21 protein-coding genes and 1 riboswitch are annotated in these 23,002 nt (G+C 64.2%); of the genes, 6 read left to right on the top strand and 15 right to left on the bottom strand.

Annotation, left to right across the window (positions count from 1 at the left end):
- Positions 1-26: 26 nt before the first annotated feature.
- From GGD40_RS15645 to GGD40_RS15660, 4 genes are all read right to left on the bottom strand, one after another.
- On the bottom strand, positions 27-260 hold the full coding sequence (locus tag GGD40_RS15645) for a Fis family transcriptional regulator (protein ID WP_007180440.1): 234 nt from the start codon (positions 258-260) through the stop codon (positions 27-29).
- Entirely contained in the window at positions 257-1,321 is a 1,065-nt protein-coding gene (gene dusB, locus GGD40_RS15650) for a tRNA dihydrouridine synthase DusB (RefSeq protein WP_179744174.1), read from the bottom strand. Before dusB ends, GGD40_RS15645 begins: the two co-directional genes overlap by 4 nt.
- Positions 1,322-1,551: 230 nt before the next feature.
- Positions 1,552-2,781, bottom strand: a complete 1,230-nt coding sequence (locus GGD40_RS15655) for a UbiH/UbiF/VisC/COQ6 family ubiquinone biosynthesis hydroxylase (protein ID WP_179744175.1) — start codon at positions 2,779-2,781, stop codon at positions 1,552-1,554.
- 6 nt (positions 2,782-2,787) lie between these two features.
- Complete coding sequence (locus tag GGD40_RS15660) at positions 2,788-4,194, bottom strand: aminopeptidase P N-terminal domain-containing protein (RefSeq protein WP_179744176.1); 1,407 nt, start codon at positions 4,192-4,194, stop codon at positions 2,788-2,790.
- 183 nt (positions 4,195-4,377) lie between these two features.
- Here GGD40_RS15660 and GGD40_RS15665 point away from each other — a divergent pair, with 183 nt between their 5' ends.
- Together GGD40_RS15665 and GGD40_RS15670 are read left to right on the top strand one after the other, a co-directional pair.
- A complete protein-coding gene (locus GGD40_RS15665) occupies positions 4,378-4,992 on the top strand; it encodes a glutathione S-transferase C-terminal domain-containing protein (protein ID WP_179708393.1) in 615 nt (204 codons plus the stop codon).
- Positions 4,993-5,251: 259 nt separating this feature from the next.
- Positions 5,252-6,010: a M48 family metallopeptidase gene (locus GGD40_RS15670; protein ID WP_179708395.1), complete on the top strand. Its 759-nt coding sequence runs from the start codon at positions 5,252-5,254 to the stop codon at positions 6,008-6,010.
- A 178-nt stretch (positions 6,011-6,188) separates the two neighbouring features.
- On the opposite strand, the gene lnt is transcribed toward GGD40_RS15670, so the two are convergent.
- The 7 genes from lnt to GGD40_RS15705 all read right to left on the bottom strand — a co-directional run bounded on the left by lnt (position 6,189) and on the right by GGD40_RS15705 (position 14,040).
- The gene (lnt, locus tag GGD40_RS15675; protein WP_179744177.1) at positions 6,189-7,931 is read right to left on the bottom strand and encodes an apolipoprotein N-acyltransferase; all 1,743 of its coding nucleotides are present in this window, start codon (positions 7,929-7,931) and stop codon (positions 6,189-6,191) included.
- A gap of 61 nt (positions 7,932-7,992) precedes the next feature.
- Positions 7,993-8,886, bottom strand: coding sequence for an HlyC/CorC family transporter (locus GGD40_RS15680; RefSeq protein ID WP_179708399.1), 894 nt, complete (start codon positions 8,884-8,886; stop codon positions 7,993-7,995).
- Positions 8,887-9,163: 277 nt separating this feature from the next.
- Positions 9,164-9,874 carry a gamma-glutamylcyclotransferase gene (locus GGD40_RS15685; RefSeq protein WP_179744178.1) on the bottom strand — a complete coding sequence of 237 codons (711 nt, stop codon included), beginning with the start codon at positions 9,872-9,874 and terminating at the stop codon, positions 9,164-9,166.
- 31 nt (positions 9,875-9,905) lie between these two features.
- Positions 9,906-10,367, bottom strand: coding sequence for an rRNA maturation RNase YbeY (gene ybeY / locus GGD40_RS15690; protein WP_179708402.1), 462 nt, complete (start codon positions 10,365-10,367; stop codon positions 9,906-9,908).
- Between the two features lie 61 nt (positions 10,368-10,428).
- Positions 10,429-11,511: a PhoH family protein gene (locus GGD40_RS15695; RefSeq protein WP_179708404.1), complete on the bottom strand. Its 1,083-nt coding sequence runs from the start codon at positions 11,509-11,511 to the stop codon at positions 10,429-10,431.
- Between the two features lie 77 nt (positions 11,512-11,588).
- The gene (gene miaB, locus GGD40_RS15700) at positions 11,589-12,962 is read right to left on the bottom strand and encodes a tRNA (N6-isopentenyl adenosine(37)-C2)-methylthiotransferase MiaB (protein WP_179744179.1); all 1,374 of its coding nucleotides are present in this window, start codon (positions 12,960-12,962) and stop codon (positions 11,589-11,591) included.
- Between the two features lie 94 nt (positions 12,963-13,056).
- Complete coding sequence (locus GGD40_RS15705) at positions 13,057-14,040, bottom strand: LysR family transcriptional regulator (protein WP_179708408.1); 984 nt, start codon at positions 14,038-14,040, stop codon at positions 13,057-13,059.
- A gap of 122 nt (positions 14,041-14,162) precedes the next feature.
- Between GGD40_RS15705 and GGD40_RS15710 the strand changes: the two genes are divergently transcribed.
- From GGD40_RS15710 to ribB, 4 genes are all read left to right on the top strand, one after another.
- On the top strand, positions 14,163-14,564 hold the full coding sequence (locus GGD40_RS15710) for a VOC family protein (RefSeq protein WP_179708410.1): 402 nt from the start codon (positions 14,163-14,165) through the stop codon (positions 14,562-14,564).
- An 18-nt stretch (positions 14,565-14,582) separates the two neighbouring features.
- Positions 14,583-15,749, top strand: coding sequence for an MFS transporter (locus GGD40_RS15715; RefSeq protein WP_179744180.1), 1,167 nt, complete (start codon positions 14,583-14,585; stop codon positions 15,747-15,749).
- Positions 15,750-15,918: 169 nt separating this feature from the next.
- The gene (locus tag GGD40_RS15720) at positions 15,919-16,677 is read left to right on the top strand and encodes a helix-turn-helix domain-containing protein (RefSeq protein ID WP_179708414.1); all 759 of its coding nucleotides are present in this window, start codon (positions 15,919-15,921) and stop codon (positions 16,675-16,677) included.
- A gap of 125 nt (positions 16,678-16,802) precedes the next feature.
- Positions 16,803-16,986: riboswitch (FMN riboswitch) on the top strand.
- A 147-nt stretch (positions 16,987-17,133) separates the two neighbouring features.
- Entirely contained in the window at positions 17,134-17,853 is a 720-nt protein-coding gene (gene ribB / locus GGD40_RS15725) for a 3,4-dihydroxy-2-butanone-4-phosphate synthase (RefSeq protein WP_035548487.1), read from the top strand.
- A 114-nt stretch (positions 17,854-17,967) separates the two neighbouring features.
- On the opposite strand, the gene GGD40_RS15730 is transcribed toward ribB, so the two are convergent.
- From GGD40_RS15730 to glpD, 4 genes are all read right to left on the bottom strand, one after another.
- A complete protein-coding gene (locus GGD40_RS15730) occupies positions 17,968-18,654 on the bottom strand; it encodes an HAD family hydrolase (protein ID WP_179744181.1) in 687 nt (228 codons plus the stop codon).
- A 178-nt stretch (positions 18,655-18,832) separates the two neighbouring features.
- Positions 18,833-19,549 carry an MIP/aquaporin family protein gene (locus GGD40_RS15735; protein ID WP_179708416.1) on the bottom strand — a complete coding sequence of 239 codons (717 nt, stop codon included), beginning with the start codon at positions 19,547-19,549 and terminating at the stop codon, positions 18,833-18,835.
- Positions 19,550-19,641: 92 nt separating this feature from the next.
- Positions 19,642-21,141 carry a glycerol kinase GlpK gene (glpK, locus tag GGD40_RS15740; RefSeq protein ID WP_179708418.1) on the bottom strand — a complete coding sequence of 500 codons (1,500 nt, stop codon included), beginning with the start codon at positions 21,139-21,141 and terminating at the stop codon, positions 19,642-19,644.
- Between the two features lie 183 nt (positions 21,142-21,324).
- The gene (gene glpD / locus GGD40_RS15745) at positions 21,325-22,854 is read right to left on the bottom strand and encodes a glycerol-3-phosphate dehydrogenase (protein WP_179708420.1); all 1,530 of its coding nucleotides are present in this window, start codon (positions 22,852-22,854) and stop codon (positions 21,325-21,327) included.
- Positions 22,855-23,002 lie beyond the last annotated feature (148 nt).

The following is a 23,002-nucleotide window of genomic DNA, read 5'->3' on the forward strand; positions in this document are numbered from 1 at the left end:
GCAGGGCGCGAGAAAACTACAACGAACTACAACAAACCGTGCTGTTGCAGCTTCTTGCGCAGCGTATTGCGGTTAATGCCGAGATACTCGGCGGCCAGTGACTGATTGCCGCCGGCCTGCTCGAGCACCACTTCGAGCAAGGGTTTTTCTACGCACGAAATAACCATGTCGTAGACGTCGTGCGGATTGGAGCCGTCGAGATCCTGGAAATACATCCCCAGGCTGTCGCGGACAGATTGTTCGATATTGTTCTTGCTCATGCTGCTAGTCGGTCGGTTGGGTCCGGCTCGCCGTTCTCGTTGAGCGTTTCGTCGACATAGACAAGGCGGTCGGAGATCGCCTTTTGTGCGTCGAAGAACTCGTTGACGGCGAGGAGTTGTTCGCGCGTGGTGTCCAGCGTATTCATGCGATGCCGGAACACGTTGGCGCCAGAAAGGCCGCGAGTGTACCAGCCGATGTGCTTACGCGCAGTGCGCACGCCGGTAAATTCCCCGTAGAACGCGTAGTGATCTTCGAGATGCTCGTTCATCACCTGCTGGATTTCGTCGATGCGCGGCGGCGGCAGCAACTCGCCCGTTTTCAGGAAATGTTCGATCTCGCGAAACAGCCACGGGCGCCCCTGCGCGGCGCGGCCGATCATGATCGCGTCGGCGCCGGTGGCGGCGAGCACCTCGCGCGCCTTGTGCGGCGACGTAATGTCGCCGTTCGCGACCACCGGAATGCGCACGGCGGCTTTGACGGCGGCGATGGTCTCGTATTCGGCGTCGCCGTGATAGAGATCGGCGCGGGTGCGGCCGTGCACGGTCAGCATGGCAATGCCGGCGTTTTCGGCCAGGTGCGCGACGCTCAGCGCGTTTTTATTGTCGCGATTCCAGCCGGTGCGGATCTTCAGCGTGACGGGCACCGCGTCGGGCCCGATGCCCACCGCGCCGACCACCGCCTCGACGATGCGCTGCACCAGCGGCTCGTTCTGCAACAGCGCCGAGCCGGCCGCGACATTGCAGACCTTCTTGGCCGGACAGCCCATATTGATGTCGATGATCTGCGCGCCGTTCGCGACGTTGTAGCGCGCGGCCTCGGCCATCATGACCGGATCGGCGCCGGCGATCTGCACGGAGATCGGCTCGACCTCGCCGGTATGGTTGGCGCGCCGCATGGTTTTCTCGCTTTTCCACAACTGCGCGTTCGAGGCGACCATTTCCGACACCGCATAGCCCGCGCCCAGCCGTTTGCACAGTTGCCGGAACGGCCGGTCGGTCACGCCCGCCATGGGAGCGACGAACAGGTTATTACGCAGATTGTGGGAGCCGAGAGTGGGCATAGCGTGGACGCGCGGCGCGCCCGATTGCGCAATTTCTGTCAATCGGAGCGTTCGCGAAATGCGAGAGAAAACCACCATTTTAGCGTTAACAGATAGCCGGCACCCGACATGCGCGTGTCGTAACCCATTAAATCTTCTATGAAAGTGGTCCGATTCATAGAACCGGCATCTCACATACGGTGCGCGCCGCGCCGCGTAAAAAGGCCGCTAGGCGCGAGCGGGCGGCGCGCCTAGCGACGCTGTCCGAAGATCATTTGACGCGCCAGTGCGGTTTTCACCGGCGGCACGAATTCGAGCGCGGTAAGCGCAAGGCCGCGCACGATCGCGAGCGGCGCGAAGTCGACGGTGAACAGGCGCGCGAGCGTGTCGGTCGCGCCGATCGTGAGGCGCCGGTCGAGCGCGCGGCGTTGGGCGAAGGTGGCGAGCGCGAGCGGCGTGGGGCCTTCCGCGGACAACGCGTCGGCGAGCGAATGCGCGTCGCGCAGGCCGAGGTTCAGCCCCTGGCCGGCCACCGGATGCAGTGTTTGCGCCGCATTGCCGATCGCGACGACGCGGCCCTGAACGAGCGTCTCGACCGCGTTCAGGCCCAACGGGAACGACGCGCGGCCTTTGATCTGCGTGAAGCGGCCCATGCGGTCGCCGAATGCCGCGCCGAGTTCGCGCAGGAAGTCGGCGTCCGGGAGTTGCGTGCGGCGTGCGGCTTCTTCCGGCGCGCAGCACCAGACCAGCGCGTAGTCTGCGCCGCGCACGCCGCCCATGGGCAGCAAAGCGATCGGACCTTGCGACGTGAAGCGCTCCCAGGCCACATGCGGTTGCGGCGAGGAGACGGTCACCGTGCCGACCAGCGCGGTTTGTCCGTAGTCGCGCGACGCACTGTCCTCGCCGGTTCGTTTGCCGGACTTCTGATCGCCGAACAACCCGCCTTCGGCATTCACCAGAATTCGCGTGCGCAACGACCGCGCGACACCCGCCGTTTCGATCGGCAGCGTCACGCCGTCATGCTCCTGGGTCGGCGCGGCGGCCGAGGTCGAGCGGAACCAGTGCACCGGGCTCGCATGCACCGCTTCGGCGAGGCCATGCACGATCGACCCGTAACGCAGCACATACCCCAGCGCCGGCAAGCCGTGCTCGGCGTGATCGATCAGCGTGCGGCCGAAGTGCCCGCGCTGCGACACATGAATGCGCTGGATCGCGGTGGCGTCGGCGGGCCAGCGCAGCGGTTCCAGAATCATCCGGCTGCCGTGCGAGACGGCGATCGCGCGCGGATCGGCGATCGAATCTTCCGGCTCGCGCGCGTCGACCAGCGCGATCTTCAGCGCCTGGGTCGCGCTGCGGCGCGCCAGCCAGCCGGCCAGCGCCAGCCCGACCGGACCGGCGCCGACGATCGTCACGTCGAAGTCGTACGGATGAGCGGCCGAGGCGGGCTTCAGAATCACCGTCGACGGGGAAACATCGTTCATTGCGGATTACTTCCTTGTTTCGTGGGCCGCGCGGGCTTCCTGCATCAGCGCCTCGATCTCGTCGGCGGCGACCGGCACGTCGCGCGTGATCAACTCGCAGCCGGTCGGCGTGACGATCGCGTCGTCCTCGATACGGATGCCGATATTCCAGTAGCGCTCGGGCACGCCCTCTGTCGGGCGGATGTACAGGCCGGGCTCGATGGTCAGCGTCATCGACGCCTGCAAGGTGCGCCACGGCAACACGCCCGCTTCGTCGCGCGGCGCGCCGCGTTCGCGGTAGTCGCCGACGTCGTGCACGTCCATGCCGAGCCAGTGGCCGGTGCGGTGCATATAGAAGGGCGCGTAGGCGCGTTCGGCGATCACGTCGTCGACCGAAGCGAACTTCGCGCGGTCGATGATGCCGGTGTCGAGCAAGCCCTGCGACAGCACGCGCACGGCCGCCTGATGAGGAGCGTCGAAGGTGGCGCCGGCGCGGGTGGCGTCGACGGCGGCCTGCTGCGCGGCCAGCACGATGTCATACAGCTCGCGCTGCGCCGGCGTGAAGCGGCCGCTGGCGGGGAACGTACGGGTGATGTCGGACGCGTAGCCGTCGAGTTCGCAGGCCGCGTCGATCAGGATCAGGTCGCCGTCCTGCGCCACGCCGTTGCCGGCCGGGTAGTGCAGCACGCAGGCATTGGCGCCCGCCGCGACGATCGATGTATAAGCCGGCGCCTGCGCGCCGAATTTGCGGAACGTGTAGAGCAGTTCGGCTTCGAGTTCGTACTCGCGGATGCCCGGATGGCACGCGGCCATTGCGCGGCGATGCGCCTGCGCCGAAATCTGCCCGGCGCGCCGCATGACGGCGAGTTCGTGGTCGTCTTTGACGAGCCGCATGTCGTCGAGCAGCGGGATCAGATCGCCGGCGGCGGTCGGCGTCGCGACGCCGCTGCGGCCCTGTGCGCGTACCGTATCGAGCCAGCCGCGCACCTGTTCGTCCAGTTGCGCCGAGCTGCCGAGCGCGTAGTGCAGCGACGGCTTGTCGGCGAGCAGCCGCGGCAGTTGCACGTCGACGTCGCCGATCGCGAATGCGGCGTCGAAACCGAACGCCGCGCGCGCGCCGTCGGGGCCGAAGCGGAAACCTTCCCACGTTTCGCGCTCGACGTTCTTCTCGCGGCAGAACAGGATCGACGCCGGTTCGCCGGACGCGGCGCTGGCGTCGAGCACCAGCAGCGCCTCCGGTTCGGTGAAGCCGGTCAGGTAGTAGAAGTAGCTGTCGTGCCGGTACGGATAATCGGCGTCGCGGTTGCGCAGCGCTTCCGGCGCGGTGGGGACGATGGCGACGCCGCCGCCCGTCGCGCGCAGCGCGGCGAGGACGCGCTCGCGGCGCGTTCGGTAGACGTCGATGGCGAGGGTGGGTTCGGTCGGCTGGTTCATCGTGCGATTGTAGCGCCCAATGCAAGGACTTATTTTGCGCAGATACTGGTCGCAGCGACGCCGCGCCGCTGTTGCAATCCATCCACAGCGAGTCTGCATGCGGCTTGCGAAGAGACGCCGGTACACTCGCGAAGGCCGCCCAGCACTTATACTTTCGCCGGATTCAGACAAAGGCAGATGGTAATGATGAAACTCATCGGTTCGCTCGGTAGCCCGTATGTGCGTAAAGCGCGGATCGTGCTGGCCGACAAGAAGATCGACTACGAACTGGTGCCCGAGAACGTCTGGGCGCCCGACACCACGATTCACACCTTCAATCCGCTCGGCAAAGTGCCGTGCCTCGTGATGGAAGACGGCGAAGCGGTGTTCGACTCGCGGGTGATCTGCGAATACGTGGATACGCTGTCGCCGGTCGGCAAGCTGATTCCACAGTCCGGCCGTGAACGCGTGGAAGTGCGCTGCTGGGAAGCGCTCGCCGACGGCATTCTCGACGCGGCGGTGCTGATTCGCCTCGAAAGCACGCAGCGCGCGCCGGAGTTGCGCGTGGACGCGTGGGTCGCGCGCCAGCAACGCAAGATCGACGAAGCGCTGATCGCGATGTCGCAGGGTCTGGGCAGCAAGACGTGGTGCGCGGGCAATCACTACACGCTCGCCGATATCGCAATGGGATGCGCATTGGGTTATCTGGATTTCCGCATGCCCGAATTGAACTGGCGCGAACCGTATCCGAATCTGGATAAGCATTTCCAGAAGCTCTCGCTGCGTCAGTCGTTTATCGATACGGTGCCGGCGAATTGAGTTGGCCCTGGAAGATTGAGTATTGCAAAATGCTGTCAATCAAGCTTCCAAAATAATGAATTAAAGCTTACGTTTGTGGTAAAAATGCGCCTGCCCGTCAGGCGCATTTTTTTTGTCTGTCGCGTGGCGCAATGGTTTATGCGGTTTATGCAATCAACATATCCGGTGAATTGGGCGGTGAATTGCAGCCATTGCGAATCGGCGCCGTATGAGAGAACGCGCCGCTCAAATCAAACAACTTCGCACAGAGACTTCCACCATGAAACCTTATCGCTTTGTCATTGCCGCTTCCGCCTGCGCATTGTTTGCGGCCTGCTCGAATGTCGGCAATGTCGATCCGTCCGCGTTGATCAAGTCCGGCCAGATGGCCACCCAGGCCGCCACGCTGAGCGACGCCGACGTGCGCGCGTTGACCGACAAGTCCTGCGCGCAACTGGACGGCGAAAACAAGATCGCCGCCGCGAACAGCAAGTACCAGAAGCGCCTGAACAAGATTGCCACGCAACTGGGCGACAACATCAACGGCACGCCGGTCAACTACAAGGTGTACATGACCAAAGATGTCAACGCATGGGCCATGGCCAACGGTTGCGTGCGCGTTTACAGCGGCTTGATGGACATGATGAACGACAACGAAGTGCGCGGCGTGGTCGGCCACGAAATGGGTCACGTGGCGCTCGGCCACACGAAGAAGGCGATGCAGGTGGCTTATGCGACGTCGGCGGTGCGCGGCGCGGCGAGCTCGGCGGGTGGCCTGGCGGGATCGCTGTCCGGCTCGCAACTGGGCGACTTCTCCGAGAAGCTGATTAACGCGCAATTCTCGCAAACCCAGGAAAGCGCCGCCGACGATTATTCGTTCGATTTGCAGAAAAAGAAGAAGCTGGATCCGTCCGGACTGGTGACGGCATTCAACAAGCTCGCGCAACTGGATGGCGGTAAATCGAGTATGTTCAGCTCGCATCCGTCGTCGCCGGAGCGTGCGCAGCATATTCAGCAGCGGATCGCTTCGAATCAGTAAAACGGTGGGTGAATGAAAAACGCGCGCTCTGGAATGCCAGCAGCGCGCGTTTTTGTTTCCGGCGGTTATTTCTTTTGCGGCGATTAATCGGATCGCATGGGTTTTAGCTTCGACACCCGGTGAGAAATAAGGAGGCGGTTGGCCGCCGCCCGCGCTTATTCCTTGCCGCTACGGCGTTTTACGACGTTTTACGGCGTCGGGTAATGCCCGGCCCAAACGCAAAACCAAACGCCAGCAGCAGCAACGATACCGCCAGCACCGTGTTATTGCCGCTCGTCACATACGGCGTGCTGCCGGACGTGCCTTGCACCGTCACGTCGAGCGAGCCGATCGTAAACGGCTTGAGGCGGCCGAGCACTTTGCCGTTCGCATCGATCGCGGCGGTCATGCCGGTGTTGGTGGCGCGCAGCATCGGCCGGCCGGTTTCCAGCGAACGCATGCGCGCGATCTGCAGATGCTGGTCCAGCGCGATCGTGTCGCCGAACCAGGCGAGATTGGTCGAGTTGACCAGCACGCCGGCCGGCGTGTCGCTTTCGCGAATGCTGCGGGCAATCTCTTCACCGAAGATGTCTTCGTAGCAGATGTCGACCGAGACCGGCTGGTTGTGCACCATGAACGGTTTCTGTACCGGCGCGCCGCGGAAGAAATCGCCGAGCGGAATGTTCATCAGATTGACGAACCAGCGGAAGCCCCACGGCACGAACTCGCCGAACGGCACGAGGTGGTGCTTGTCGTAGCGGTACACGTCGCGGGAACCGGGTGTGACGCCGAACAGGCTGTTCGTGTAGTCGATCAACTGGCCTTCCGGCGTGACCGTGCCGCCGAGTGCGCCGAACAGGATGGCGCTGCCGGTCGAGTCTGAAAAACGGCGCACCGCCGACGCGAACGGCGCCGGTAATTGCTGGATGAAAACCGGAATCGCCGTTTCTGGCGTGACGATCAGATCGGCCGGTTTCGACGTGATCATTTGCTGGTACATGTCGATCGCGGCGCGCATGCCGGATTCTTCGAACTTCATCTCCTGTTTGACGTTGCCTTGCAGGAGACGCACGGTCAGCGGCGCGTTGGCGGGGACGGTCCATTGCGCGAGCGGCAGCAGCAGGCCGGCTGCAATCAGCGCGAGCGCGAAGACGCTGGGCAGTGCGGCGCGGACGCCACCGGGTTTGCCCTTCACCTGGCCACTGTCAGCCGGGGCGCGGCTATTGCCACTGACACCGTTGCCGCCCGCAGCAGTCCCACTCGCCTGGCGCAAAGCCGTCAGTTGCATCAGCGCCTGCACGATCAGCGCGGCCACCAGCGCCAGCACCCAGCCCACGCCATACACGCCCGCCACGGGCGCAAAGCCGGCGAACGGACCGTCCACCTGCGCATAACCGCTCGCGAGCCACGGAAAGCCGGTGAACACCGTGCCGCGCAGCCATTCACCGATCGCCCACGCGCTCGCGAACGCCAGCGCACCATGCCAGGTCGGCGAGAACGGCGTGCGATCGTCCGCCGCGCCGTTGCGCGCATGACCGGCGCAGAACGACCACAGCGCGGCGGCGAACGCCGGATAAATCGCCAGATACAACGAAAACAGCACGACCGCGGCGCCGGCGAGCGGCGCGCTCATGCCGCCGTAGAAATGCATGCTGACGTACAGCCACCACACGCCGCTGACGAAGTTGCCGAAGCCGAACGCGCCGCCCGTGAGGGCCGCGCTTTTCCAGCCGGTGCTGCGCGTGAGCCACGCGAAGTAAAACGCGAAGATCGCGAGTTCGAGCCAGCCGCCATGCGGCGTCGGCGCGAATGAAAGCGTATTGGCTGCGCCGGCGACGGCGGCAACGAGGTAATGCCAGCGGGGCAGCGCGCGGCCGCGGACAGCTTGAGCGGCAGAAGCGCTCACGCCGCGGCGCGAACGGGAAGTTATCGGGTCGGCCATTGTTGCGCGGTCGGCGTGAGGTGTTGAGGAAGCGAAGAAAGCGAGCCCGTGAGGGCTAAGCTCAGGTCTGCACGTGCTGCGCTTCGCGCTCGCGCTGGCCGGCCAGCGGATCGCGGCGCACCAGCAGCATGTGGATCTGGCGGGCGTCGCCGCGCAGAATCTCGAAGATCAGGTCGTCGAGGCGAACCTTCTCGCCGCGATGCGGCACGCGGCCGAAATGATGCGTGACGAGTCCGCCGATCGTATCGACTTCGTCGTCCGGGTAATGCGTGCCGAAGGCTTCGTTGAACTGCTCGATCTCGGTCAGCGCGCGCACGCGGAAACGTCCGTCCGGCGACGCGATGATGTTGCCGCTTTCCTCGTCGAAGTCATATTCGTCTTCGATATCGCCGACGATCTGTTCCAGCACGTCTTCGATCGTGATCAGGCCGGCCACGCCGCCGTATTCGTCGACCACCACCGCGAGGTGATTGCGATTCACTCGGAAGTCGTGCAGCAGCACGTTCAGGCGCTTCGATTCGGGAATGAACACGGCGGGGCGCAGCATGCCGCGCACGTCGAACTCTTCCTCGGCGTAGTAGCGCAGCAGGTCTTTCGCCAGCAGCACGCCGATGATGTTGTCGCGGTTGCCCTCGAACACCGGATAGCGCGAGTGCGCCTTTTCCAGCACGTAGGGGATGAATTCGGCGGGACTGTCCGCGATGTTGATCGCGTCCATTTGGGCGCGCGGCACCATGATGTCGCGGGCGCTCAGTTCGGAGACCTGGAAGACCCCTTCGATCATCGACAGCGAGTCGGCGTCGATCAGGTTGCGCTCGTGCGCGTCCTGCAGGATTTCAAGAAGTTCTGCGCGCGAGTCGGGCTCGGGCGAGATGAAGTCGGTAAAACGCTCGAGGAGTGAGCGCTTTTCTTGCGGTTTGTCGAGTTGGCGTCGACTGGGATACGTGTCGTTCATGGTAGTGCGCCCGGCGAGTCTGGGCGCGCTGTTGCAGAGCATTAAGGATACACCAGGCACATGGCAGGACCGTGTCCCGCCGGGCCGGGCGAAGAGTGAAGCAGGGGTGAGGCGCGGTAAACGCACTGCGCCGCAAGGGCGCCAGTGGGTCAATCCTAACTGATTACGCGAACAACGGCGTTTTGAAGCAAAAAAGTACACGTGATGGCCGACATGCGCGACGCCATGGCGGCCGTTGCTAACGGATTGATGATCTGCGGCAGGGCACTCGCGCCGACTATGCCCGCCGGCCGGCAGCGTCCTGGCGATCGGCATCGAGGCCGGCTTCGCGGCTCTCTTCGCGGCAGCGTTCCAGCAGCGCTTCGAGCGCGCGATCCGGCATGCCGCTTTCGCGCAAGGCGTCGACAGTGCGGCTGACGTAATCGAGCGTGGTGCCGTAGCGTCCGCACGCGCAGCCGAACACGGTTTTGACGACGTCGTCGCGCAGTTTGCCGGTGTAGCTCGCCACGTCGCGGCGCATCACGAACGCCAGCGCGTCGACGCGCCGGCCGTCGGCGAGTATGCACGGCAGCCACGCCGGGCGGTACGAGCCCATGGCCATTTCGCGGCGCCACAAGGCTTCCAGATGCGGCATCGCGCCGTCGGCGGCGACGCGAAACGCGATGCCGGTGCACGAGCCGCCGCGATCGAGCGCGAGCACGAGGCCCGGTTGCTCGGGCGTGCCGCGATTCACACGCGACCACAAATACAGTCCACGGTGATAGCCGTGCACTTTCGAGCGGCTGGCTTCGGCGGTGGGCAGGCCGGGATTCCAGATCAGCGAGCCATAGCCGAAGAGCCAGAGATCGCTCTTCCGGTCCCAGTCGCGCAGTGTGCAGTCGAGCGACGCGCGCAATTCCTCGTCCGTCAGCAGCCTCGATTCGCCGAGCGCCGGCGGGTAGTCCGGGCAGGGTGTGCGGGTCGCGGCTTCGGGGGCGGAGGTACTCACGGCGTGCTTTCGGCGAGATTAAGTGGGGTGGTTACAGGTAGGGATCGGGAAAGCCGAGTTTGCCGAGAATCTCGGTTTCGATCGCTTCCATTTCCTCGGCTTCTTCTTCGACTTCGTGGTCGTAACCCTGCGCGTGCAGCGTGCCGTGCACCAGCAGATGTGCATAGTGCGTGAGCAGCGGCTTGCCCTGTTCGGCGGCTTCTTTTTCCACCACCGGGCAGCACAGGATCAGGTCGCCCGTGACCGGATCGTCTTCCGTCTCGGCATAGGCGAAGGTCAGCACATTGGTCGAGTAATCTTTGCCGCGATAGGTGCGGTTCAGCGTGCGGCCTTCTTCGGCGTCGACGAAGCGCACCGTCAGCTCGCCGTCCGCGAACAGCGCCGCCTTGATCCAGCCGGCCACCGTGGCGCGTGGCAGCAGCGCCTTGTGTTCCGGCCAGGTCTTGGCAGCGGGGAATTGCAGATTCAACGTCAGTTTCGGGGCGCGGCTCATGCTGATTGGATGTATTGCGGTTTTTGCAGCGGTGTAAAAGAACAACGCAGATCAGCGCGGATCAGCGTGAATCGGCCGGACCGGCGGTTTTCTGCGCATGCGCATCGTACGCCTCCACAATCCGCGCGACCAGCGGATGCCGCACCACGTCCGCGCTGGTAAAGCGCGTGAGCGCAATGCCGCGCACGTCCGAGAGCACCTGCTGCGCTTCGTTCAGCCCGCTCTTGTGGCCGCGCGGCAAATCGACCTGAGTCGTGTCGCCGGTCACCACCGCTTTCGAGCCGAAGCCGATCCGCGTGAGGAACATCTTCATCTGTTCGGGCGTGGTGTTCTGCGCCTCGTCGAGGATGATGAACGCGTGGTTCAGCGTGCGGCCGCGCATGTAGGCGAGCGGCGCGATTTCGATCATCTGCCGCTCGAACATCTTGGCGGTTTTGTCGAAGCCGAGCAGGTCGTACAGCGCGTCGTACAACGGCCGCAGATACGGGTCGACCTTCTGCGCCAGATCGCCCGGCAGGAAGCCCAGACGCTCGCCCGCTTCCACGGCCGGCCGCGTCAGCACGATGCGTTTGACCTGATCGCGTTCGAGCGCGTCCACCGCGCAGGCCACCGCGAGGTAGGTCTTGCCCGTGCCGGCCGGACCGATGCCGAAGGTGACGTCGTGGGCGATGATCTGCTTCAGATACTCGCGCTGCGCCGGCGTGCGGCCGCGCAGATCGGCGCGCCGCGTGTACAGCTTCGGGCCGAGTTCTTCGAGGTCGTCTTCGGCGGTGTCGGCGGGCTGGTCGAACGGATGGTCGGGATTGCCCGGGAAACGCGCATCGACCGCTTCGTCGCCGTTCGTGCCGCTACCGTTGCCGTTCGGCCGATGCCGCGCCGGATGTCGCACCTCGATGAGCGCGAGCTGGATGTCGTCGATCGACAGCGGCGCGCGCGCCTTCTCGTAGAAGTTTTCGAGCGCGGTGAGCGCGAGTTTCGCGCCGCGCCCGCGAATCGTGATGCGATGGGCTCGGCGTTGCAGCGTCACGTCGAGCGCCTGCTCGATCTGCCGCAGGTTTTCGTCGAGCGGTCCGCAGAGGTTGGCGAGCCGCGCGTTGTCGTCGCGCGGTGCGGTGAATTCCAGATGCTGCTGAGTGGTCTTCAAGGCGGTGGTTCGATCCTGTCGGTTTCGATACGCGGAGTGGGCGGCGCGGTTCGCGCTGCGGGTTACGTTACTGTCGCTCAGTGGGTCGTGGCGGGCGCGTCGTCATGCACCAGCACCAGCTCGCCACGCAGCGAATGGGGGTACGCATGGACGATTTTCACGTCCACCATCTGGCCGATCAGCCGCGCGTGCGACGCGATCGGCGCCGGGAAATTCACCACCCGGTTGTTCTCGGTGCGGCCCGCGAGTTCGTTCGGGTCCTTGCGCGCCGGGCGCTCGACCAGAATGCGCTCGATCTTGCCGACCATCGAATCGCTGATGCGCTGCACGTTTTCTTCGATCGTAGCCTGCAGATGTTGCAGGCGTTTGAGCTTCACTTCGCGCGGCGTGTCGTCGTGCAGATTCGCGGCCGGCGTGCCCGGACGCGGGCTGTAGATGAACGAGAAGCTGGTGTCGTACTGCATCTCGTGCACGAGCGTCATCATCTTGTCGAAGTCTTCCTCGGTCTCGCCGGGGAAGCCGACGATCATGTCGGTGGACAGCGACAGGTCAGGGCGAATCGCGCGCAGCTTGCGAATCACCGACTTGTATTCGAGCACCGTGTAGCCGCGCTTCATGGCCATCAGAATGCGGTCGGAGCCGTGCTGCACCGGCAGATGCAGATGGCTGACGAGCTTCGGCACCTTCGCGTAGGCGTCGATCAGGCGCTGCGTGAATTCCTTCGGATGCGACGTGGTGTAGCGAATCCGTTCGATGCCCGGAATATCGGCGACGTATTCGATCAGTTGAGCGAAGTCGGCGATTTCGGTCGAGCCGAGCGTGATGCCGGCACGGTACGCGTTCACATTCTGGCCGAGCAGCGTGACTTCACGCACGCCCTGGTCGGCGAGGCCGGCGATTTCGGTCAGCACGTCGTCGAGCGGGCGCGACACTTCTTCGCCGCGCGTGTACGGCACGACGCAGTAGCTGCAGTACTTGCTGCAGCCTTCCATGATCGACACGAACGCGCTCGGACCGTCCACGCGTGCCGGCGGCAGGTGATCGAACTTTTCGATTTCCGGGAACGAGATGTCGACTTGCGGGCGGCCAGTTTCACGGCGCTTGTCGATCATTTGCGGCAGACGGTGCAGCGTTTGCGGACCGAACACCAGATCCACGTACGGCGCGCGCGCCACGATCGAGGCACCTTCCTGGCTTGCCACACAACCGCCCACGCCGATGATCAGATTCGGGTTCGCTTCTTTCAATTCGCGCACGCGGCCGAGTTCGGAGAAGACCTTCTCCTGCGCTTTTTCGCGCACCGAACAGGTGTTGAACAGAATCACGTCGGCGTCTTCCGGCGTGTCGGTCTTGACGAGTCCTTCAGCCGCGCCGAGTACGTCGACCATTTTGTCGGAGTCGTACTCGTTCATCTGGCAGCCATACGTCTTTACATAAACTTTCTTGGTCATCGAATTTCGCCGGTCGCAGTGGTTAACCTGGGGGCGTCTTTTAAAAGGTGGAGTGGGGGCGAAACATGCAGGCAAGGTGCTGCGTAACTCAATATTATAGCCCTTCAACGGCCGGGCTTTCCGCGCCCGCGTTGCCGCGCGGCCGCTCCGGCGGCAAGCCCAGCAGGCTTTCCAGTTCGCCCGAAACCTGCGCGAAGCGCTCGCTCAGGAAATCCAGCAACACGCGCACGCGCGGCGCCATGAAGCGGTTGCGGTGGTAAAGCGCGTGCAGCGGCGCGTCGGGATAGCGCCAGTCGGGCAGCAGCACTTTCAGGCCGTCGGCGCGCAGATCCGCTTCCACATCCCACATCGACTTGATCACGATGCCGTAGCCGCGCAGCGCCCATTCGCGGGCGACCGCGCCGTCGTTGGTCTCGCGGGCGGTTTCGAACGGCACCGTGTAGTGCTGCGTTTCGTCGCCGCGCGTGAAGCGCCACTCGTTCGCGAGGCCGGTCGCGGTGCCCAGCACGATGCAATCGAAATTGGCGAGATCGAGCGGATCTTTCGGCTCGCCCTTGCGCGCGATGTAATCCGGCGACGCGCACAGCACGCGCCGGTTCGGCGCCAGCTTGCGGGCCACCAGCGAACTGTCTTGCGGTACGCCGAAGCGGATCGCCAGATCGATGTCTTCCTGTACCAGATTCGACAGCGAGTCCGACAGCGTCAGCGCGAACGTTACCTCCGGGTAAAGCGCGTTGAACTCGTCGAGCCAGTGCATTAGCAGATTGCGGCCGAAATCCGACGTCGCGGAAATGCGCACCTTGCCGCGCACCACGCCCTGACCCGCTTGCAGCGCGGCTTCGGCGTCGTCGAGTGATTGCAGCGCCTGGCGGCAGCAGTTCAGGTAGAGGCGGCCTTCATCGGTCAGCCGGAGCTGGCGGGTGGTGCGCTCGAATAAACGCGCTTTCAGCCCGGCTTCCAGTTTGGCGAGGCGCGCGCTCGCGGCGGCCGGCGTCAAACCCATCTTGCGGCCCGCCGCCGACAGGCTGCCCTGCTGCGCCGCTTCGACGAAGAGGCGGATGTCACCAAGGTTATCCATCGCGTGGCTTTCAAAAATAATTTGATAATGCTTCAAATGCTACGCCAATTATCAAACCGTCGCTCAGCGCCGACAATCCACTCCTCGAAAACCCTAATGCCTTGCGCTGAGGCGCCCACGCCATGCAACTCGATCACGCAACGATCGTTACCGCCGACCTCGACACCGCCCGACGTTTTTTCGTCGATGTCGTGGGGCTGGTCGACGGCGCGCGTCCGCCGTTTTCGATCGATGGTTACTGGCTGTACGCGAACGCCAGCCGGCCGGTGATCCATCTGATCGACGCGACGGTGCCTGCCGTGACGGGCCGAGCGGCACCGCGTATCGACCACATTGCGTTCCGGCTGGAGAACGCCGCCGAGTGGCAGGCGCTGCTCGGGCGTCTGCACGCCACCGGCGTGGAGTACCAAAGCGCGCAGGTGCCGCAGATGGGACCGCAACCCGCCGAAGTGCAGCTCTTCGTGGCGCTCGCGCCGGGCGTCGTCATCGAATTCGTGACGGCGCTGCAGCACGCTCAATCTTGATTCATGGAGGTTTAAAAAATGCCCATTCCATTACTTGCGCTAGCCATTAGCGCCTTCGCGATCGGTACGACCGAATTCGTCATCATGGGCTTACTGCCCGACGTCGCGCGCGATCTGTCCGTGTCGATTCCGTCGGCGGGTTTGCTGGTGAGCGGCTATGCGCTCGGCGTCGCAGTCGGTGCGCCGCTGCTGGCGGTCGTCACCAGCAAGATGCCGCGCAAGCTCGCGTTGCAACTGCTGATGGGCGTGTTCATCGTCGGCAATACGCTGTGCGCGATCGCGTCCAGCTATTCCGTGCTGATGATCGCGCGGGTCGTGACTTCGTTCGCGCACGGCTCGTTCTTCGGGATCGGCGCAGTGGTGGCGGCGTCGCTGGTGTCGGCTGAAAAGCGGGCCAGCGCGATCGCGCTGATGTTCACCGGCTTGACGCTCGCCAATGTGCTCGGCGTGCCGTTCGGCACCTTCGTCGGTCAGGAATTCGGCTGGCGCGCGGCGTTCTGGATTGTTAGCGTGTTCGGCGTGCTGTCGCTGGCAGGTGTGTCGCTGCTGGTGCCGAATCGTCATGACGCCGGTCCGGTCGGTCTCGGTCATGAAGTGCGCGTGCTGAAGGACCCGCAAGTCTGGACCGCGCTCGCGACGACCGTGCTTGGCTTCGGCGGCGTGTTCGTGGTGTTCACCTATATCGCGCCGATTCTCGAGCAGGTGAGCGGTTTCTCGCCGCGCGGCGTGACGTTGATTCTGGTGCTGTTCGGCGTGGGGCTCACGATCGGCAACACGGTGGGCGGCAAGCTCGCGGACCGCGCGCTGATGCCTTCGCTGATGGGCATTCTGGTCGCGCTGGCGGTGGTGATGGCGATTTTCGCGCGCACCAGCCATTCGCAGGTGGCGGCGGCGATCACGATCTTCGTGTGGGGTATCGCGGCGTTCGCGACGGTGCCGCCGTTGCAGATGCGGGTGGTCGAGAAGGCGGCCGCGGCGCCGAATCTGGCGTCGACGTTGAATATCGGCGCGTTCAATGTGGGCAATGCGGGCGGAGCGTGGCTGGGTGGATTGGTGATCAACCACGGGCATTCGCTGGATACGTTGCCGTGGGTCGCGGCGGCGGTCAGTGTGGTGGCTTTGTTGTTGACCTGGTTTGCCGCGCGGATGGATGCGCCGGGTTCGGCGGTGGCGCAGCGGGCTTAAAAACTGGCGCGGCGGCGCATATGAAAAATTCGCACAAGCTTTGCGAGAATCGTCCTCCGCAATGCTGATAACAGTGTGAAGATAACTTCGTTGGGCGTGGCCAATCGCGATGCTATCTTGCTTCCACTAACTGCTTGCCCGCCGTCCGGCGGCGCTCCTGGAGGCAATCATGCATTCCCCGCTTGCGCTGGTTCGCGATCCCGCGGCTGACACCGCAGCGTCGCCGCGTGCCGCCGAACCTTTCGATGCACTCGAACATCTCGTCGGCGTGAATCTCGCCCGTTTGCGCGCCGAGCGGCAACTATCGCTCGACGCGTTGGCCCGCGCTTCCGGCGTCTCGCGCGCCATGCTCGCGCAGATCGAATCGGCGCGCAGCGTGCCGTCGATCAAAGTGCTGTGCAAGGTCGCCGCCGCGTTGAAAGTATCGGTCGCCGCGTTTCTGCGACGCCATGCGACCAACGGCTTCGAACACTTGCCGGCCGAGCGCTCGTCGCGGCTCGTCAGTGCCAACGGTCGCTATTCGGCGCGACCGCTTTATCCCGACGCCGAGCCGACCGTCGCCGAGTTTCACGAGTTGCGTATCGCGGCGTTGCATACCGAAGCCGGCACGCGCCGCGCGCCGGGCACGACGGTGAATCTCGTGGTCAGTGAAGGCACGCTCGAAGTCAGCGTGCACGACCAGCGTCAATTGCTCGCCACGGGCGACGCGATCGTGTTCGACGCCGACCAGCCGCACAGCCTGCGCAATCCGGGCGACACCGAAGCGCGCGCGTTTCGCGTGACGTTGAAGGCTGAAACGCCGCCGCGTTGGGACGTGCCGCCGTCGCACGAGACGGTGCGCGAAACGACGACGCACGCCGCCGCGCGCGACACGACACATGAAGCACACGAAGCGCATGAACCGGCCCGCGAGGCCGCGCCAGTTTGACGTAGGTCCAGAACGGACGCGCTCCACACCGACCAGGTAGCGTTCTCCATCCGTTCAGTAGGGGTTGCGCTGCAGACCCGGCGTGACTGCTGTATGCTTTGCCAGCCGGTCGTTTCCGGCAATCAGTGCGTCTTCAGGGCGGGGTGAAATTCCCCACCGGCGGTATGCCGGCAGCGCGAAAGCGTGAGCCGGTGAGCCCGCGAGCGCCCGCATCGCGCGGTCTTTCGAGTCGGAAAGATCGCAGCGGGGTCAGCAGATCTGGTGAGAAGCCAGAGCCGACGGTCATAGTCCGGATGGAAGAAGATGTGCAGATAGTCATGTTCGTTTCCGTGACGCCGCTCGCAATTTTGAGCGGTGCGCGAGCGTCGCTTTGCGCGGCGTTCAACGGCGCGTCTTTGTCTGTTTGCAATGCCCTGAAACGTTTTTCGCCCAACTTTTGCGATGAGCGTTTCAATCATGACCTTTGCTACTTTTCCTGTTCCGTCGACGATTGCGGATGACGCTTTCCTCGATCTCCCGCTGCTCGCCACCGAACCCGTTCCGCCGCGTATCGCCGCCGCGTTGCAAGCCATGCGCGATGGCCGCGCCGTGGTTCTGCAAGACGACCACGACCGTGAGAACGAAGCCGATCTGATCGTCTCGGCCGAGCGTCTTTCCGTCGAAACCATGGCGTTGCTGATCCGCGAATGCAGCGGCATCGTCTGCCTGTGCCTGCCCGACGAGAAGATCCGCGCGCTCGAATTGCCGCCCATGGCGGTCAACAACGAAAGCCGTCACGGCACCGCGTTCACGGTCTCGATTGAAGCGCGCGACGGTGTGACGACCGGCGTGTCCGCACTCGACCGCGTGACGACGATTCGCGCCGCGATCGCGGATAACGCGAAACCTGCCGACATCGTGCGTCCGGGTCACGTGTTCCCGTTGCGCGCGATGCCCGGCGGCGTGCTGGCGCGTCGCGGTCACACCGAAGGCACGGTGGACCTGGCGGTTCTCGCGGGTCTGAAACCGGCCGGCGTGCTGTGCGAACTGATGAACGCCGACGGCACGATGACGCGTGGCGCCGAGGTGGAGCGCTTCGCCGCGCAACACAATCTGCCGATGCTGACGATCGCCGAACTGGTGGAGTTTCGTCAGGCGCTGGCGCAGGCACGCGAGTGCGTGGCTGACGAGGCGTGATGAGGTGACGTCGCGCGGCGCATGATCACCTGATCACGTGCGTCGCGAGTGGAAATGCAAAAAGGCTGGCTCTCATCGAGAGCCAGCCTTTTTTTCTAAGCAACGGCCAAGCGCCTACGACTGCTGGTCGCCGAACTCACCGCGCACGCCGGCTTCCACCAGCGCGGGTAACTCATCCATGTGCTTCATGATGCGCGTCATGCCCATCTTGCGGAGCGCGTCCGCGTAACCGTCCGGAATATGGCTTGCGCCGACGAACGCGATCGTCTTCATGCCCGCCGCGCGCGCGGCGTTCAAACCCGCGACACTGTCCTCTACCACGACGCAGCGTGAAGGTTCCACGCCCAGCGTTTGCGCGGCGAACAGATAGACGTCGGGATAAGGCTTGGGCCGTGCCACTTGTTCGGCACTGAAAATCCGCTCGCCGAAAATCTGCTGTAAACCCGCGCGCCGCACCGACGCATGCACGCGCGCCATGCGGCTGTTCGACACGACGGCCGCCGGCAAGCTGACGCGCTGCAAGGCCTCGCGTACGCCATTGATCGGACCGAGCGACGCCGCGAGTTCGAGCTCGACGCTGTGTTCGACGGTGTTCAGGAAATTCGCGGGCAACGCGATGTCGAAGGACTTCTCGATACCTTCGAGAAAGCGCGACATCTGCTGGCCAAACGCCGTTTTGACGACGGGTTCGAAGTCGAGGCCGGGGAAGGTCGCGTTGAGCGTGGCGAGCATCACGCGGTCGGCGATGATTTCGCTGTCGACGAGTACGCCGTCGCAGTCACAGATGAGGTGGTCGATCATGCTTGGGAACGGAAAGCGGAACGCGCATTGGCAAGACAGTTGCAAGCTCGTGCGCGCAGATTGAAAGCATCATGATACGTGCTTTGGCGTCGTCTGCGCGACGCCGCTCTCATTCCGCTGTCGCCGGGACGGCCCTCGGAGGACCATCGTCCCGGCTTGAACCCGCTGTGCCGCGAGCTTAGTGCATGGCGTGCAGGAACATGTACAGCGCCGTGGCAGCCGCGCCGCCCAGCAGCGGACCGCAGACCGGAATCCACGCATAGCTCCAGTCGCTGCTGCGCTTGCCCGGAATCGGCAGCAGCGCGTGCATCAGACGCGGCGACAGATCGCGCGCCGGGCTCATTGCGTAACCCGTCGGGCCGCCGAGCGAGATGCCGATGCCGAGCACCAGCAGGCCGACCGGCAGCGCGTCGAGCGCGCCCAGGCCGACTTGCGGCGACGCCAGATACAGCACGCCGAGAATCAGCACGAAGGTGGCGATCATTTCGGTGAGCAGGTTATGCGGCACGCTGCGAATCGCCGGCGCGGTGCAGAACACGCCGAGCTTCACGTCGGCATCGGCTTCCTTCTCGAAGTGCTGACGATAGGCGATCCACACGAGCAGCGCGCCCGCCATCCCGCCGAGCATCTGCGCGGCCACGTAGCCGGGCACCTTGGCCCACGCGAATTTGCCGGCCAGCGCGAGGCTGATCGTCACGACCGGATTCAGGTGAGCGCCGCTGAACGATGCGGTGACGTAGACCGCGATGAACACGGCCATCGCCCAGCCCATCACGATCACGATCAGGTCCGCGCCCTTGCCCTTGGTGCGCGCGAGCAGCACGTTGGCGACCGCGCCGTTGCCGAGCAGCACCAGAAGCGCGGTACCGATGAATTCCGCTATGTAAGGAGACATGATTGGGTATCCGAAATATAGTTGTTAGGGAAGCCGCTGGATCAGCGGCTTCGTTATGTCGAAAGTTTGTCTGGTGAGGGGTAACGCTACGCTCAGGGCGTATCGGCCCACGCCTTCGCGGCGCGGATCGCGCGCTGCCAGCCGTCGAGGTTGGACTTGACCTCGGCGTGCGGCAATGCGGGCGTGAAGCGGCGGTCGAGCGCCCACTGGCTTTGCAGCTCGTCCACGTCTTTCCAGTAGCCGACCGCGAGACCGGCCAGATACGCCGCGCCGAGCGCGGTCGTTTCCGACACCTTCGGGCGCACCGCATCGACGCCGAGAATGTCTGCCTGGAACTGCATCAGCAGATTGTTCGCGCAAGCGCCACCGTCCACGCGCAACTCGCCGATGCGAATGCCGGAGTCGGCTTCCATCGCCTTCAGCACGTCGAGCGACTGGTAGGCGATCGAATCGAGCGCGGCGCGGGCAATGTGCGCCGAGGTCGTGCCGCGCGTCACGCCGAACAGCGTGCCGCGAGCGCGGGCGTTCCAGTGCGGCGCGCCGAGGCCGGCAAACGCGGGCACGAGATACACGCCGTCGGTGTGCGGCACGCTGCGCGCCAGCGTTTCGATTTCAGCCGCGTTCTTGATGATGCCGAGGCCGTCGCGCAGCCATTGCACCACCGCGCCGCCGATAAAGATGCTGCCTTCCAGCGCGTAGTTGATCTTGTCGCCGATCTGCCAGGCGATCGTCGTGACGAGGTTGTTCTTCGATTCGATCGGCTTTTCGCCGGTGTTCATCACGAGGAAGCAGCCCGTGCCGTAGGTGTTCTTCACCATGCCCGACTGCGTGCACATCTGGCCGAAGAGGGCAGCGTGCTGATCGCCGGCGATGCCCGCGAGCGGAATCTTCGAAGCGAATACGGTGGTCTTGGTCGGGCCGTACACTTCCGACGAAGGACGCACTTCCGGCAGCATGCTGCGCGGAATGTCGAGCGCTTCGAGCAGTTCGTTGTCCCACTGCAGCGTGTGGATGTTGAACAGCATGGTGCGCGACGCGTTGGTCACGTCGGTGACGTGCAGGCCGCCCTTGGTGAAATTCCACACCAGCCAGCTATCCACGGTGCCGAACGCGAGGCGGCCCTGTTTGGCCTTTTCGCGTGCGCCTTCCACGTTGTCGAGAATCCAGCGGATCTTGGTTGCCGAGAAATACGAGTCGATCGGCAGGCCGGTTTTCGCGCGGACTTTTTCTTCGAGACCTTGCTCCTTGAGCTGGTCGCAGAAATCGGCGGTGCGGCGGTCTTGCCAGACGATCGCGTTATAGATCGGGTGGCCGGTTTCGCGATCCCACACGATGGTGGTTTCGCGCTGATTGGTGATGCCGATCGCCGCGATCGACGTGCCGTTCATGCCGGCGCGCGTGACGGCTTCGGCGGCAACACCGGCCTGGGTCGACCAGATTTCCTGCGGGTCGTGTTCGACCCAACCCGGACGCGGATAGATTTGCTGGAATTCTTTCTGCGCCGTCGACACGACATTGCCGAGCCGGTCGAACAGCATGGCACGCGAGCTCGTGGTGCCCTGGTCGAGGGCGAGAATGTACTGATCCTGCATTGTCTCTTCTCCATGCGTTTTATGAATCGCCGGACTGTTGAACGGCGACGGGAACGGCTTGTTGTTTTAAGCGGGCTGCAACAGCAACAGATGTGGTGGTGCGTCCCGGCTTGCTTCGGCCGAGGGGTAAAAGGAATTCGGTTTGCCGCGAGCAGCGAAGGCGCTGCTCGCTGATGTGCCTGACTACGCGCTCTGTCGGAACGGTTCGCGGGCGAACCATGCGTCGATTTCTTGCGTGATCGAATCGAGCGTGCCCGGTTCGACGTGCAGGCCGAGTTTCGAACGGCGCCACAGCACGTCTTGAGCGCTGCGCGCCCATTCGGTGTCGCGCAGGTAAGTCAGTTCGGCTTCGTAGAGACCTGGCGCGAAGGCGCGGCCGAGGTCTGCAATCGAGTGTGCATTGCCGATCACGTGCTTGACGCGCGTGCCGTACGCACGGGCCAAACGGTGCGCGAGGTCGGCCGGCAGCCAGGCGTGCTGCTGCTTGAATTCAGTCAGGAAGCGCTCGAAGTTCGCGTTCGGGATGTCGCCGCCGGGCAGCGGCGCGCCCGCCGTCCACGACGCCGCGCTCTTGTGCAGCGCGTGCGTGAGTTTGTCGACGGCTTCTTCCGCGAGCTTGCGGAAGGTGGTGATCTTGCCGCCGAACACCGACAGCAGCGGTGCTTCGCCTGCGGGCGAATCGAGTTCGAGCGAGTAGTCGCGCGTGACCGCCGACGGATTGTCCGCGCCTTCTTCCTCGAGCAGCGGACGCACGCCCGAGTAGGTCCAGCGCACGTCGGCCGGCGAGATCTTCTGCTTGAAGTAGCGGTTGATCGAGTCGCACAGGTACTGCGTTTCGTCGGGCGTGATCGCCACTTGCGACGGGTCGCCGCGGTATTCGATATCGGTCGTGCCGATCAGCGTGTAGTCATGTTCGTACGGAATCGCGAAGATGATGCGCTTGTCCGGATTCTGGAAGATGTATGCGTGATCGTGGTCGAACAGGCGCCGCGTGACGATGTGGCTGCCTTTCACGAGGCGCACGCTGTGCGACGCTTCGCGGCCCAGTGCGCCATGCAACAGTTCGCCGACCCACGGGCCCGCGGCGTTCGCGATCGAGGCAGCGCGCACGTCGAGAATCGTGCCGTCCGCGCGCTTCAGTTGCGCGCGCCACTCGCCGCCGGCGCGCACCGCGCTGACCAGCCGCGTGCGGGTGAGAATCTTCGCGCCGCGCTCTTCGGCGTCCAGCGCGTTCAGCACGACGAGGCGCGCGTCGTTGACCCAGCCGTCCGAATACACGAAACCGCGCTTGATCGAATCGACCAGCGGCGCGCCCGCCGGATGGTTGCGCATCACGATGCCGCGCGAGCCCGGCAGCATTTCGCGTTTCGCGAGGTGGTCGTACAGGAACAGGCCGGCGCGGATCATCCACGCCGGGCGCAGGTCGGGCATGTGCGGCATCACGAAGCGCAGCGGCCACATGATGTGCGGCGCCGCGCGCAGCAGCGTTTCACGCTCCTGCAGCGCTTTGCGCACCAGGCCGAACTCGCGGTATTCGAGGTAGCGCAGGCCGCCGTGAATCAGCTTGGTGCTGGCCGACGAAGTATGCGCCGCCAGATCGTCCTGTTCGCAGAGCAACACCGACAGGCCGCGGCCCGCCGCATCGCGAGCGATGCCTGCGCCGTTGATCCCGCCGCCCACGACGAGCAAATCGTATCTCGAGCCTTGCGTCACCTGCTGTGTCCCCTGCGTCTGTTTGCGTAAAGCGGTTAGGAAAAGCTATCGAACCGATAGTGTTCGTTTTCGAACTTTAATGAACATATTCGAAAAAGTAAAGTTCGCTTGTCTTAGGGGAACCTCTAACCCGGTGGCTGAGGTGGTG

The organism is Paraburkholderia bryophila (assembly GCF_013409255.1).
GTDB lineage: Bacteria > Pseudomonadota > Gammaproteobacteria > Burkholderiales > Burkholderiaceae > Paraburkholderia.

Coding starts and splice junctions, on each gene's coding strand:
- GGD40_RS15670 (WP_179708395.1), top strand. CDS start 5,252: ATGAAACCTTATCGCTTTGTCATTGCCGCTTCCGCCTGCGCATTGTTT.
- GGD40_RS15710 (WP_179708410.1), top strand. CDS start 14,163: ATGCAACTCGATCACGCAACGATCGTTACCGCCGACCTCGACACCGCC.
- GGD40_RS15660 (WP_179744176.1), bottom strand. CDS start 4,194: ATGAACCAGCCGACCGAACCCACCCTCGCCATCGACGTCTACCGAACG.
- ribB (WP_035548487.1), top strand. CDS start 17,134: ATGACCTTTGCTACTTTTCCTGTTCCGTCGACGATTGCGGATGACGCT.
- miaB (WP_179744179.1), bottom strand. CDS start 12,962: ATGACCAAGAAAGTTTATGTAAAGACGTATGGCTGCCAGATGAACGAG.
- glpK (WP_179708418.1), bottom strand. CDS start 21,141: ATGCAGGATCAGTACATTCTCGCCCTCGACCAGGGCACCACGAGCTCG.
- GGD40_RS15665 (WP_179708393.1), top strand. CDS start 4,378: ATGATGAAACTCATCGGTTCGCTCGGTAGCCCGTATGTGCGTAAAGCG.
- ybeY (WP_179708402.1), bottom strand. CDS start 10,367: ATGAGCCGCGCCCCGAAACTGACGTTGAATCTGCAATTCCCCGCTGCC.
- GGD40_RS15705 (WP_179708408.1), bottom strand. CDS start 14,040: ATGGATAACCTTGGTGACATCCGCCTCTTCGTCGAAGCGGCGCAGCAG.
- GGD40_RS15715 (WP_179744180.1), top strand. CDS start 14,583: ATGCCCATTCCATTACTTGCGCTAGCCATTAGCGCCTTCGCGATCGGT.
- lnt (WP_179744177.1), bottom strand. CDS start 7,931: ATGGCCGACCCGATAACTTCCCGTTCGCGCCGCGGCGTGAGCGCTTCT.
- GGD40_RS15655 (WP_179744175.1), bottom strand. CDS start 2,781: ATGAACGATGTTTCCCCGTCGACGGTGATTCTGAAGCCCGCCTCGGCC.
- dusB (WP_179744174.1), bottom strand. CDS start 1,321: ATGCCCACTCTCGGCTCCCACAATCTGCGTAATAACCTGTTCGTCGCT.
- GGD40_RS15720 (WP_179708414.1), top strand. CDS start 15,919: ATGCATTCCCCGCTTGCGCTGGTTCGCGATCCCGCGGCTGACACCGCA.
- GGD40_RS15645 (WP_007180440.1), bottom strand. CDS start 260: ATGAGCAAGAACAATATCGAACAATCTGTCCGCGACAGCCTGGGGATG.
- GGD40_RS15735 (WP_179708416.1), bottom strand. CDS start 19,549: ATGTCTCCTTACATAGCGGAATTCATCGGTACCGCGCTTCTGGTGCTG.
- GGD40_RS15730 (WP_179744181.1), bottom strand. CDS start 18,654: ATGATCGACCACCTCATCTGTGACTGCGACGGCGTACTCGTCGACAGC.
- GGD40_RS15680 (WP_179708399.1), bottom strand. CDS start 8,886: ATGAACGACACGTATCCCAGTCGACGCCAACTCGACAAACCGCAAGAA.